Origin of the sequence: Azospirillum sp. INR13 (assembly GCF_015390205.1) — a bacterium.
Lineage (GTDB): Bacteria > Pseudomonadota > Alphaproteobacteria > Azospirillales > Azospirillaceae > Azospirillum.
The window spans coordinates 68,164-80,205 of record NZ_VUOI01000022.1; the positions used below are offsets into that span (position 1 = coordinate 68,164).

Here is a 12,042-nt window from a genome sequence, read left to right on the forward strand (position 1 = left end):
CCTCCAGGTCCTGCGGTCGTTGTCCAGAATCAGAGGTCTCCGTCGGGATCCTCGGTCATGGCGAAACCGGCGCCCGGCTCGGCGTCCATGTCGGCAGCGACGTCGTCGTCCTCGCCCAACTCCTCGCCGTCGCTCTCGCTCATGCCGTCTTCATCGCCCAGCGAGGTGTTGCCGCGGGCGGCCCAATCGTTCTCGCCGGCCATCAGCTCGACGATCTCTTCTTCCGGCTCGTCCGGCTCGACATGCTTCTGGTGGCCCTTGATCAGGGCGTTCTTCAGGTATTCGAGCGACACCGTCTCGTCCGCGATCTCGCGGAGCGCCACGACCGGGTTCTTGTCGTTGTCGCGGTCGATCGACAGCGGAGCGCCGCTCGCGACCTCGCGGGCGCGCTGGGCAGCCATCATGACCAGCTCGAAACGGTTCGGAACCTTCAGGACGCAATCTTCAACGGTAACGCGGGCCATGCCAGACGAACTCCGGATTCATAGGAGGCTCTAGACTATATGGATGTGGCCCGATAGGTGCAAGCGCGAACGACAGCGCTGCTGCATTGCGTCAGAGGAACGGCCGCAAACCGACTGGCGTCCTGCCGAAGCGATCGGCAGCCATAGTCGGCGGGCGTTGCCCCCTTGTATGTTTGCGCATGATACACTAGATTTCAAAATTGGAACGCGAGCTTTTTGCGCAAGTTCCGTCAATTTTCCACAAGCAGCGATGAAAGGATTATGGCATTGGAGCGCAATTCGACTTTGCCGCGTGATGTCAGCAAGTTGTTTTACAAGGAAGAGCGCCTCGCTCTTTTCATAGACGGCGCGAACCTTTATGCCGCCGCGCGATCATTGGGCTTCGACATCGATTACAAGAGGTTGCGGGACGGCTTTGCCGGGGAAGGGCGACTCGTGCGCGCCTTCTACTATACCGCACTCGTCGAGGATCAGGAGTATTCCCCGATTCGTCCGCTGGTCGACTGGCTCGACTACAATGGCTACACCATGGTGACCAAGCCGACCAAGGAGTTCACCGACGCCTCCGGCCGGCGCAAGATCAAGGGCAACATGGATATCGAGCTGGCCATCGACGTGATGGAGATGGCCGACCATGTCGATCATATCCTGCTCTTCTCCGGCGACGGCGATTTCCGCCGGCTGGTGGAGGCGGTGCAGCGCAAGGGCGTGCGCTTCAGCGTCGTCAGCACGGTGCGCTCGCAGCCCCCTATGGTTGCCGACGAACTGCGCCGTCAGGCCGACAATTTCATCGAACTGCAGGAACTGGCGCCCTTCATCGCCCGCACCCATCATCACCGCGAGCAGGCGCCCTCGCACCACGACCACCAGAGCGGCCCGACGATGTACGATCCGGACGACCGCGGCTGATACGGGTCCGGAAAACGGCATGAAAAAAGGAGCGCACCGGCGCTCCTTTTTCTTTTGCGGCAGACGGCGTTCAGGGGATGGCCGGCTTCCGTCGGTTCCGAGCCATCCCGTCCGCGGTTCTCAGCGCCGCGATCAGGCTCGTCGCGTTCGCCGCCCCGGTCCCGGCGATGTCCAGGGCCGTCCCATGGTCGGGCGAGGTGCGGACGAAGGGCAGGCCCAGCGTGATGTTCACGCCGCTGTCGAAATCCACCGTCTTCACCGGAATCAACGCCTGATCGTGGTACATGCACAGAGCGGCGTCATAACCGCGGCGGGCGGCGGCGTGGAACATGGTGTCGGGCGGACGCGGACCGGACACGTCGATGCCGTCGGCGCGCAAGGTTGCGATGGCCGGCACGATGATGTCGATCTCCTCGCGCCCCATCGCCCCGCCCTCCCCCGCATGGGGATTGAGGCCGGCGACGGCCAACCGCGGCCGCTCGATGCCGAAGTCGCGCACCAGCGCCGCCGCGGTGACTCGGCCGGCATGGACGATGGCTTCCGATGTCAGCAGATCGACGGCATCGCGCACCGACACATGGATGGTGACGGGCACGACCCGCAGATCGGCGGCGGCCAGCATCATGATCGGCTCCTCGCTCAGGCCGGCCAGATGCGCGAGATATTCGGTATGGCCCGGATGGCGGAAGCCGGCGGCATAGAGCGACGATTTCTGAATGGGGTTGGTGACCACGGCCGCGGCCTGCCCCGCCTGCACCAGGGCGACCGCGCGATCGATGCTGGCGATCACCGCGGCACCGTTCACCGGGTCGGGAGTGCCGGCGACGACCGGGTTGCCGAGCCGCACCGGCAGGACCGGCAAGGCTTGGTCGAACAGCGCCACCGCGTCGCCGGGGTCTGCGACCTCGCGGACCGGTACCGCCATCCCCAGCTTCGCCGCCAGCGCGCTCAGCCGATCGGGATCGTCCAGGACGACGAAGGGCGGCACCGCCGCTTCATGGCGTGCCGCCCAGGCCTTCAGGGTGATGTCCCCGCCGACGCCTGCCGGCTCACCCATGGTGAGGGCCAGCGGCAGGTTGCCCGGCAGGGCGGCCGTCACAGGCGCGTCTCGATGAAGGCGGTGCGACGCAGATCGCGCAGGTAGCGGCGCGAAAGCAGTTCAGATCGCTCGTTGATCAGGTCGCGTTCCACCTCCTCCCGGCCGGGCAGCTTGGCCTCCCGGATCGGAGTCGGCGCGGGCGGCGGCGGCGGGGCCGGCTGGGCTTGCGGCGGCGGCTGGATCATCGGCACGTCGCGCTTGCAGACGATCAGGATGACCGCGGCGGCCTGGCTCATCAGCACCGGGCTGGCCTGCCCAAGCGGGATGCCGAGCGCGAGATTCTGCAGCCCCGGCGCCATGTCCTTGACCCGCATGGTGCCCATATCGCCGGATTCCGGCATGCCGGTCTCCTTGGCGCGGGCCTGGAAGTCGCCACAGCTCTTGATCGACTTCCGCAGCTTTTCCGCCTGCTCCTTGACAGCCTTGGCCTGATCCGGGGATTCGATCGGAATGATGATCTGCTTCATGTTGACCGTGGCCTTGGCCACGTCGGGCCGCGGCTGCGGACGGGGGGCCGCCGGCTGGGCGGCGGGCATCGGCACCTCGCCGCCGCTGCTGCCGAACGGCCGCTGGCCGCGCACCAGCAGGATGTGATAGCCGGTGGCCGTGCGGATGGGCGCCGAAAGCTGGCCGCCGCGCATGCCGGACAGCGCCTTGTCGACCTCCGGCGAAAGCTCGCCGCTGCGCACCCAGCCCAGGTCGCCGCCCGACGCGGCACCGGCGGACTGCGAGAACTGGCGGGCCAGCGCCGCGAAATTGCCGCCGCGCTTCACCTCCTCGACCAAGCGGTCGGCATTGCGCCGCACCTCGTCGTCCTGGTCGGGGCTGTCCACCGCCAGGAAGATCTCGGCGACCAGATATTCGGGCTTGCCGATGTTGGCCTTCAGCCGCTCCATCGCCGCGTCGATCTCGTCCTCGCCGACGACGACCTCCTGGCGGATGCGGCGCTGCATCACCTTCTGCCAGGCCAGCAGCGAGCGAATCTGGTCCTTCAGGGTGGAGACGGGCACGTTCTGCCGCTTCAGCATGTCCTGAAGCTGCTGGCCGTTCAGGCGGTTCTGTTCGGCGATGCGCTTGATCGCCTCGTCGATCTCGGCGGGCGAAACGGTGATGCCCAGGCGCTTGGCCTCCTGCATCTGCAGCCGCTCGTCGATCAGCAGGCGCATGACCTGCGGCGTCAGGCGCTGGATCGTGTCGGCGTTGCCGGCGGTGCCGGCATTCAGCAGGGCCATGCGGATGCGGGCGTTGACGTCGGAGACCGAGACCACCTCGTCGTTCACGACCGCGGCGATGCCCTCCGCCCCCGGCGCCCGTGCCGGACGGGCGGATTCGTCGCCCGTCCTCGGCGCCGCGGCACCGGCGGCCGCCTTGCCGGACTGCGCCGCGGCGGGCAGGGCCAGAAGCGCGCAGGCGGTCGCCACGGCGACGGTGGTCCGGACGGCTCGCAAACTCGACATGGTGCTCAAGCTCCAAAAACGGGTCGCCCGTTATTACGGTGGGGCCGGTGCCCCATGCAAACGGAATCGGACCTCGCCCTTTCAGTGCAAAACCAACGGGGCGGAATTATGACCGACAGGGATAATCCCGCGCTTTGCGGCGAATGGACCCACCCTTCCCGGCACGGGATTCACGGACCCGCGTCTCAGCCGTCCTCCAGATGCAGCAGCGCCGCGGTGCCCAGCAGCAGGCTGATTTCCGGCCGGACTCCAGGCCGCCATGACGATGGGGATCGTTTCCGACATGCCGAAGGTGCGGACGACATCGGTCATCACGAACAGCACGAAGCCGGTCAGCACCCCGCCGGTGACCATCGCCATCGTCCCGCCCCGCCGCGGCAGCCGCAGCGAGAAGGCGGCGGCGAACAGCACCATCGCCAGGAACAGGAAGGGCTGGGCGAGCAGCGACTGGTAATGCAGCCGGTGGCGCACGGCGGGGAAGCCGGTCGTCTCCAGCGTGTGGATGAAGCGCGGCAGTTCCCAGAAGGAGATCGTCTCCGGCGGGGCGAAGCTCTCCTCGATGGTCGTCATGTCGAGTTCGGTGGGGATGGTATAGGTGTCCAGCAGTTCCGGATCCTTCTTCGCCCGGTTGAGGATGGCGTCCTGCAGTTCCCACTTGCGGTCCCTCAGGACGGCGCTGGGGGCGTCGATGCGGCCCAGATAGGTCTGGTCGGCGTCGAACAGGAAGACGATGACGTTCGACAGCTCGAAGGTCACCGGGTTCACCAGTTCCGAGTGGATGAAGAACTGCTCCTTCTCGTTGGTCTGGCGCAGCCACAGTCCGGAACGGGAGATGTTCAGCGTGCTCGACTGAAGCTTCAGGTATCGGTCCTGCAACTGTTCGTACTTGGCGACGAACACCGCTCCGACCGGGTTGATCAGCGTCACCTTCACCACGCCGATGGCGGCGGCGGCGAACATCACCGGCATCAGGAACTGCCAGGCCGACACGCCGACCGCGCGCGCCACCACCAGTTCGGCGCTGCGGGTCAGCCGCCAGAAGGTGAACATTCCCGCGAACAGGATGACGAAGGGGAAGATCTGCTGGCCGATCTCCGGCAGCTTCAGCAGAGCCATCTGGATCACCAACCCGAAGGTGACGTTGGGCTTGCTGCCGGCGCGGCGCAGCAGTTCGACCGTATCCAGCAGCAGCACGATGGCGAGCAGGATCACCATCAGCAGGCAGAACCAGACGATGAACTGCCGCCCGATGTAACGGGAAAGCGTAGGCGAGGAATACATGCGGTGTCCGGTCTCCGGAGCCCCGCCCGGTGCGCCGGCATGGCGCGTGGGACGGACTGGCGGGCCACCGCGGCCGATGGGTCGGGCGCGGCACCCGCCGGAACAGGTTCCGGCTGTTTACCCCCGTTGCACAGCGATGACAACTGGTCGGGGGGCGGCGACCACCGCGGGGCTGCATCGGCAGCGTCAAATTCCTGCCTCCTTTTCCGGCTGGACTTCCTGCATGGGCAATCCAAACTGTTGACATAGAGGCTGCACGGGAGGGTCGGTCGATGACGGACACCACGGTCGCAATCCGCCGGGCGAACGCGACGGACGCCGCCGGCATGGCCCGGGTCCATGTGCAAAGCTGGCGGTCCACCTACCCCGGCCTGATCCCGGCGCAGTTCCTGGTCAACCTGTCCGAACCGCCCGCCGCGCAACGCTGGGCAGCCATCGCCGAAATGCGCGGCCCCGGTCAGGGCGCCTTCGTCGCGGTCGATGTCGCCGGCCTGATCGCGGCGCCCGGCACCATCGTCGGCATCGCCTCCTTCGGCACGCGGCGGGTCGCGGTGCAGGGCCATGCGGGCGAGTTCCATGCGCTCTATCTTCTCGACGACGCAAAGGGTTACGGCATCGGGCGGCGGCTGATGGCGGCGATGGCGGACCGCTTCCTGGCGGCCGGGATCCGGTCCGCCGCGGTATGGTGCCTGCGCGACAACCCGTCGCGCTGGTTCTACGAACGGTTGGGCGGGATCAAGGTGGCGGAACGGCCGATCCGCTTCGCCGATACCGATCTCGTGGAGATCGCCTATGGCTGGCGCGACCTGACGCCGCTTGCACGCTTGTCGGCGGGGCCGGAGGTGCGGTAGTGAGGGGCCTTGAGTCCCCACGCATCAGGATTCGCCGATGTCCAGCGCCGCTTCCCTTTCCGCCGAACGCGTCCTCATTCTCGATTTCGGGTCTCAGGTCACCCAGCTCATCGCCCGCCGCGTGCGCGAGAGCGGTGTCTATTGCGAGATCCACCCCTTCGGCATGAGCGACGAGCGCATCCGCGAGTATGACCCGAAGGCGATCATCCTGTCCGGCAGCCCCGCCTCCGTCACCGAGGCGAACGGTCCGCGGGCGCCTCAGGCGGTGTTCGACCTGAAGGTGCCGGTGCTCGGCATCTGCTACGGCCAGCAGACGATGTGCCAGCAGCTGGGCGGCAACGTCTCCGGCTCCGACCACCGCGAGTTCGGCCGCGCCTTCATCGAGATCAAGGAGCCCTGCGCCCTGTTCGACGGGCTGTGGGAGGTCGGGTCGAAGGAGCAGGTGTGGATGAGCCACGGCGACCGCGTCACCGCGCTGCCCGACGGTTTCCGCGCCGTGGCGGTCAGCGACGGTGCCCCCTTCGCCGCCATCGCCAATGACCAGCGCCGCATGTACGGCGTGCAGTTCCACCCGGAGGTGGTCCACACCCCGCACGGTGCCCAGCTGCTGGCGAACTTCGTCCACCGCGTCGCCGGCATCAAGGGCGACTGGACCATGGCCGCCTTCAAGAGCCAAGCCATCGAGAAGATTCGCGCCCAGGTCGGCACCGGCAAGGTGATCTGCGGCCTGTCGGGCGGCGTCGATTCGTCGGTCGCGGCCGTGCTGATCCACGAAGCCATCGGCGACCAGCTGACCTGCATCTTCGTCGACACCGGCCTGATGCGCGCCGGCGAGTCGGAAGAGGTCGTGCGGCTGTTCCGCGACCACTACAACATCCCGCTGGTCCACCGCGAGGCGTCGGACCTGTTCCTGGGCAAGCTGGCCGGCGTCACCGATCCGGAACAGAAGCGCAAGATCATCGGCGGCCTGTTCATCGACGTCTTCGACGAGGAGAGTGCCAAGGTCGGCGGTGCGGAGTTCCTGGCCCAGGGCACCCTCTACCCCGACGTGATCGAGAGCGTGTCCTTCACCGGCGGCCCGTCGGTCACCATCAAGTCGCACCACAATGTCGGCGGCCTGCCGGAGCGGATGAAGCTGAAGCTGGTCGAGCCGCTGCGCGAGCTGTTCAAGGACGAGGTGCGCGCTCTGGGCCGCGAACTCGGCTTGCCGCCGGCCTTCATCGGCCGCCACCCCTTCCCCGGTCCGGGTCTCGCCATCCGCGTCCCCGGCGAGATCACCCCGGAGAAGCTGGAGATCCTGCGCAAGGCCGACACCGTCTATCTGGAGGAGATCCGCAACGCCGGCCTCTACGACGCGATCTGGCAGGCCTTCGCCGTTCTGCTGCCGGTCCGGACCGTGGGCGTGATGGGCGACGGCCGCACCTACGACCATGTGCTGGCCCTGCGCGCCGTGACCTCCACCGACGGCATGACCGCCGACTGGTACCCCTTCCCCCACGACTTCCTGGCGCGCGTGTCCAACCGCATCGTCAACGAAGTCCGCGGCGTCAACCGCGTGGTCTACGACATCACGTCGAAGCCGCCCGGCACGATCGAGTGGGAATAAGGCTCGTAAGGCACTGACACCGGCCCGGCGGATCCACCCGCCGGGCCGTCATGCTGTCCGGGCGGTGCCGCAGGTCGGCCGGTACCGTCGTCTCCCGCCAAGCCGACGCTTCGGTGCGCATGTCCGAGGAGCGCAAGATGGAAGAGTCCGGTTTACGCACCGCCATCCTGAGCGAACTGATCGCCCGCCTGCAAGGGCCGGCCGGAACCGGAGTGGCGCTTAAGGGCATTTCCGCAGCCTGCGAATCCGCGCGTGCCGCCGGCCTCGGCAGCGACGTCGAGGCGATGGCGGCGCTGGACCGTGCGACGGCCGATCTGGACCCCATCCTCCGGGAATCGGCGCTGGCCTATGTTTCGGGCGATTTGCGCCGCTATTCGCGCATTCTCGATATGCTGGGCAATGTGCTCGATCTGGCGCCGCTGGACGGCATCAACCAGATCTATTGGAGCATGCAGCGCCAGCTGTTCCTGGTGCGCATGGACATGGGGTCCGTCCCGGACTTCGTGGCCGGGCGCGTGTTTCCGTTCTACGAGCGCTTCCTGACGCAGATTTCCCTTCGGCTGGGTTTGGCACCGGCAGCCAGACCGGCGGGCAGACCGGCGACCGGCCGGGTCGTCATGGTCACCAACCAGTTCCTGTCCGACCAGCACCCGCCCTCGCGCTCCCTGCTGGCCCAGGCAGTCAGGCTGCAGCGGGACCTGGGCCGGACGGTCCTGGTGCTGAACACCAACATGATGCCGGACCGCTATTACAGTCCCTTCATCCCGCCCTTCGCCGCCGCGGTGGAAGAGAGCCTGTCCGGCGACCAGACTGTCCGGTTCGGCAACGAGACCGTTCGCCTCCTGTCCTCCGCCGCGCCCGGCATCACCGCCGAAAAGCTCAACGGCTTCTTTTCGGCGGTGGAGGAGTTCGATCCCGATCTGGTGATCGCCTTCGGCGGATCGGTGATCGTCGCCGATCTGCTGGCCTCCGCAAGGCCGCTGCTGTGCATTCCGACGACCAGCGGCCAGACCATCTCGCTCGCCGACATCGTCCTGGATTACGGCGGCCGGACGGCTCCGCCGGGCGATGGGCGGCTGGCCCGCTCCTGGCGGCCTTTCCGGCGGGGAATGGCGCTGCGGGAGGATGACGGTGCGGCCATGCGGGCGGAGTTCGGTGCGACGGACGATGCCTTCCTGTATGTGGTCGTCGGCAACCGGCTGGATGCGGAGGTCGATGCCGCGTTCCTGGCCTTGCTGGAACGGGTGCTGGACGCGGTCCCGCATGGCGAGGTTCTGTTCGCCGGAACCGTCCATGCGCTGCCGGGCCGTCTCGCCGCCTCCCGTCACGCGGCGCGGCTCCGTTGTCTCGGCCATGTCGAGCGCATCGGCGCGCTCCTTCGGATCTGCGATGTCTTCCTGAATCCCCAACGTGTAGGCGGCGGCGGCAGTGCGGCCCAAGCGCTGGCATCCGGACTGCCGATCCTGGCCTTCGACGGTGGCGACGTGGCGAGCATCGCCGGGCCGGGCTTCCTCGTCGGGGACGGCGACGCCTTCGTCGGACGGGCGGTTGCGCTGGCCGCCGACCCTGCCCTGCTGTCCAGAAGCCGCGAAGAGTCGCGCAGGCGCTTCGCAGTGGTCAGGCAGGAGGAATCCGACCCGAACCAGCTGCCCGTCTACATGGACGAGGTGATCGATCTGTACCGGCTGAGGACTTGATCGCCTTCACCGCGACGTGGGGTACTCCGACGTCGGGTACTCGCAACCCGACCTGTTCGCCCACTTCAGAACAGAGGCTCGGCGGCCTGTGAACGGGTGCCCGGCTTCGTGCCGCGCCGCCTGCCACGGATGGGCTTGGGGCTGGCGGGAAGCAGCCCTTCCCTCTGGGCGCAGAGATCGTGCCAGACATGTCCCGGTCGCTCCGGCGTCCAGTACATGGGCTCACCGAGCAGAACCTCTTCCCCGCAGCAGCTGCAGGGCGGATATGGGCTGGATGTGTGTTCGGACCGGTCCATCACACCGTTATGCCAGTGACGAGGCGACCCGTAAGTGATGCGGATCAAATCCGACCGCAAGAGAGCAGAAAATTGTTCCGCTCAAGGTTGAGGGCGGAATCGCATCCACGATCCGCCCTCTCCCGACCACGGGGCGGGGCTGCACGCCCGCCCTCGCTATGTCTTTCCCCGTTACTGTGCGTCCGCCAGCGCCACGCAGGCGCGGTCGCGGCCGGCGAGGCTGCCGCAGCCGTCGGCGCGCTGCGACACGAAGCGCATGACCACGCGTTCCCCCTTGCCGACCGATTGCGGAGGCAGCAATGCCTCCGCGACCTGGGTGGTGAATTGCGGGCTGACACGATGAGTCGACGACGCCGGGCGCGGTTCGGCGCTGGCCACCTGGACCGGCATGACGGGCGCGGCGACCGGCTGCGGCAGCGACGCGACGACGACCGGCGCAGGCGCCGGGATCGGAGCAGCCACCGGTTCGACGGCCTTCTGTTCCGCCGGGCGCGGCTCCATGCGGCGCGGTTCGACCGCGCGGGACGGCGGCGCTTCGGCGGAGGCGACCACGACCGGCGCCGGCTCGGACCGTTGCGGAGCCGGGGCCGCCGGCTGGCCGCCGCGCGGCTTCGGCGCGTCGTCCGGCACCACCGCGATCTCGATGGCGCCCGCGCCGGCCGCCAGCGACGGCTCGCGGGGGGCGGAGCCGCGCAGCACCGGGGTCAGCGCGGCCAGATACAGCTTGGTCTCGCGCGGCAGGCGCTGCTTGCCGGCCAGATGCTGGGCGTAGCAGCCCGGTCCGCAATTGTAGGCGGCAAGGAAGCCGGGAGCGCCGAACAGGTCGTACATCTCGCGCAGATAGGCGGTTCCGGCCATGATGTTGTCGCGCGGATCGGACGGATCGGAACCGAGGCCGTATTGCGCCCGCATCAGCTCATAGGTGCCGGGCATCACCTGCATCAGGCCGATGGCCCCGGCGGAGCTGGTCAGAACCTTGCCGTTGCGGCTGGTGGCGCGGCCGTTGCTCTCCCGCATCATCACCGCGCGGATCCACTTCTCCGGCATATCGTAGCGCTGGGACGCCTCGCGGATCAGCGGGACCCAGCGCGACAGCGGATCGTTCGGGTCGGGGACGTAGGCGGCTTCGACAGGAGGTGCCGTCTGCACCTGCGGCGCTTCGGTGGCACAGCCGGCAAGGCCGAGCGCGAGGCACAGCATAGCTCCGGCGGCGTTGATCGTCGCGAGGTTCAGTTTGACCACGAGGGGATTTCCGTGCTGTTGGCGCCGGCAGGACAAGAGTTGGTTCGCTTTTCGATGTATAGCCCACGCCTGTCAAGCGACAACGGGACCGTTTTCCGAATCCTGTCCCGAAGATGCCCCAAAAAAGCCCTATTGATCCCTTGTTCTCAGGTGGGCAATTAGGATTTTCGGCAAATGTCTGTATGCCTATGTTCGCTGTCCCTTCGAACAGGACAGTTCCGTCACAAGCCGCGACAATGGGAACCTTGACGGAACATCGGCGCCACCCTTAATGGGGGGCGACGGCCGCGCCCTCAACCAGCGTCCACTGTGAAGACCGCGCAGGACTGGCCGAACTGGATCGAGCATGATGACCGCCCCGCAACGGACAGTTCCCCCGGCCCCCCAGCCGCTCAAACCGCAACGGCCTTTACCGCAAGACGACGCTCCTCCCCCGCCCCGCCCTCGGCGCTTCCGCTGGCTCGGCTGGCTCGTCGTTCTGCTGGTGGCGGTCGGTGGGCTGGCCCTGTGGCGCACCCAGGGTCCGGCAGCGACACCCGCCGCCCCGCCCGTGCCCGCCGGCGAGCGTCCCGTGGAACTGTCGGCGCTGGAGGTGACGGCCGTCGCCCCGCGTGCGCTGACCGAGACCGTCCGCCTCAGCGGCTCCGTCTCCCCGATGGAGCAGTCGGCGGTCAAGGCGGAGGTGGCGGCCCGGCTGGCCGAGGTGCCGGTTCGGGAGGGGCAGGCCATCCGCCGGGGCGAAGTGCTGGCCCGCTTCGAAACGGTGGAGCTCACCGCCCGCCTGAACGAGAAGCAGGCCAATCTGGAGGGCGCCCGCGCCCAGCTGGTCCTGGCCGAGAAGACGCTGGCCAAGAACCGCACGCTGAACCGCAACAACATCGTCTCCGACACCAGCCTGGATCAGGCGGAAAGCAGCTTCGGTTTCCAGAGGGCGCAGGTGGACGCGCTGGCCGCCCAGGTGAGCTGGCGCGCAAGGCCCTGCGCGACGCGGTGGTGGTCAGCCCGATCGACGGGATGGTCGCCACCCGCTCGGTCAATCCAGGAGAGAATCTGGCGGTGAATTCCGCCATGTTCACCATCGTCGACCTGTCGCGGGTCGAGGTGGAGGCGACCGTCCCGGCGGAACAGGTGGCACGGCTT

11 protein-coding genes are annotated in these 12,042 nt (G+C 67.7%); 6 read left to right on the forward strand and 5 right to left on the reverse strand.

Going from position 1 to position 12,042, the window contains the following annotated elements; translation table 11 throughout:
* Window positions 1–29: 29 nt before the first annotated feature.
* Entirely contained in the window at window positions 30–464 is a 435-nt protein-coding gene (rpoZ, locus tag F1643_RS15840) for a DNA-directed RNA polymerase subunit omega (RefSeq protein WP_194914185.1), read from the reverse strand.
* Window positions 465–725: 261 nt separating this feature from the next.
* On the opposite strand from rpoZ, the gene F1643_RS15845 reads away from it, so the two are divergent.
* The gene (locus F1643_RS15845; protein ID WP_206692521.1) at window positions 726–1,373 is read left to right on the forward strand and encodes an NYN domain-containing protein; all 648 of its coding nucleotides are present in this window, start codon (window positions 726–728) and stop codon (window positions 1,371–1,373) included.
* Between the two features lie 70 nt (window positions 1,374–1,443).
* On the opposite strand, the gene pdxA is transcribed toward F1643_RS15845, so the two are convergent.
* From pdxA to lptG, 3 genes are all read right to left on the reverse strand, one after another.
* Window positions 1,444–2,472 carry a 4-hydroxythreonine-4-phosphate dehydrogenase PdxA gene (gene pdxA, locus F1643_RS15850; protein ID WP_194914187.1) on the reverse strand — a complete coding sequence of 343 codons (1,029 nt, stop codon included), beginning with the start codon at window positions 2,470–2,472 and terminating at the stop codon, window positions 1,444–1,446.
* On the reverse strand, window positions 2,469–3,929 hold the full coding sequence (locus F1643_RS15855) for a peptidylprolyl isomerase (RefSeq protein WP_194914189.1): 1,461 nt from the start codon (window positions 3,927–3,929) through the stop codon (window positions 2,469–2,471). The genes pdxA and F1643_RS15855 overlap by 4 nt, the downstream gene beginning before the upstream one ends.
* 81 nt (window positions 3,930–4,010) lie before the next feature.
* Entirely contained in the window at window positions 4,011–5,210 is a 1,200-nt protein-coding gene (lptG, locus tag F1643_RS15860; RefSeq protein ID WP_255542858.1) for an LPS export ABC transporter permease LptG, read from the reverse strand.
* Window positions 5,211–5,482: 272 nt separating this feature from the next.
* Between lptG and F1643_RS15865 the strand changes: the two genes are divergently transcribed.
* From F1643_RS15865 to F1643_RS15875, 3 genes are all read left to right on the forward strand, one after another.
* A complete protein-coding gene (locus F1643_RS15865) occupies window positions 5,483–6,061 on the forward strand; it encodes a GNAT family N-acetyltransferase (protein ID WP_194914191.1) in 579 nt (192 codons plus the stop codon).
* A gap of 37 nt (window positions 6,062–6,098) precedes the next feature.
* On the forward strand, window positions 6,099–7,667 hold the full coding sequence (gene guaA, locus F1643_RS15870; RefSeq protein ID WP_194914193.1) for a glutamine-hydrolyzing GMP synthase: 1,569 nt from the start codon (window positions 6,099–6,101) through the stop codon (window positions 7,665–7,667).
* Window positions 7,668–7,804: 137 nt separating this feature from the next.
* Window positions 7,805–9,364 carry a glycosyltransferase gene (locus F1643_RS15875; RefSeq protein WP_194914194.1) on the forward strand — a complete coding sequence of 520 codons (1,560 nt, stop codon included), beginning with the start codon at window positions 7,805–7,807 and terminating at the stop codon, window positions 9,362–9,364.
* Window positions 9,365–9,831: 467 nt separating this feature from the next.
* Here the strand turns inward: F1643_RS15875 and F1643_RS15880 are convergent, their stop codons facing one another.
* The gene (locus F1643_RS15880) at window positions 9,832–10,902 is read right to left on the reverse strand and encodes a transglycosylase SLT domain-containing protein (protein ID WP_370540634.1); all 1,071 of its coding nucleotides are present in this window, start codon (window positions 10,900–10,902) and stop codon (window positions 9,832–9,834) included.
* A 484-nt stretch (window positions 10,903–11,386) separates the two neighbouring features.
* Between F1643_RS15880 and F1643_RS23480 the strand changes: the two genes are divergently transcribed.
* Window positions 11,387–11,962, forward strand: coding sequence for an efflux RND transporter periplasmic adaptor subunit (locus F1643_RS23480; RefSeq protein ID WP_370540635.1), 576 nt, complete (start codon window positions 11,387–11,389; stop codon window positions 11,960–11,962).
* Window positions 11,917–12,042: HlyD family efflux transporter periplasmic adaptor subunit (locus F1643_RS23485; protein ID WP_255542867.1), on the forward strand; the 126-nt coding region annotated here is incomplete at its 3' end. The genes F1643_RS23480 and F1643_RS23485, both read left to right, overlap by 46 nt.

What these genes read in the sequence shown, in the direction of transcription:
- F1643_RS15875 (WP_194914194.1), top strand. Translation starts at nt 7,805, where the DNA reads ATGGAAGAGTCCGGTTTACGCACCGCCATCCTGAGCGAACTGATCGCC.
- F1643_RS15845 (WP_206692521.1), top strand. Translation starts at nt 726, where the DNA reads ATGGCATTGGAGCGCAATTCGACTTTGCCGCGTGATGTCAGCAAGTTG.
- F1643_RS15855 (WP_194914189.1), bottom strand. Translation starts at nt 3,929, where the DNA reads ATGTCGAGTTTGCGAGCCGTCCGGACCACCGTCGCCGTGGCGACCGCC.
- F1643_RS15865 (WP_194914191.1), top strand. Translation starts at nt 5,483, where the DNA reads ATGACGGACACCACGGTCGCAATCCGCCGGGCGAACGCGACGGACGCC.
- lptG (WP_255542858.1), bottom strand. Translation starts at nt 5,210, where the DNA reads ATGTATTCCTCGCCTACGCTTTCCCGTTACATCGGGCGGCAGTTCATC.
- rpoZ (WP_194914185.1), bottom strand. Translation starts at nt 464, where the DNA reads ATGGCCCGCGTTACCGTTGAAGATTGCGTCCTGAAGGTTCCGAACCGT.
- guaA (WP_194914193.1), top strand. Translation starts at nt 6,099, where the DNA reads ATGTCCAGCGCCGCTTCCCTTTCCGCCGAACGCGTCCTCATTCTCGAT.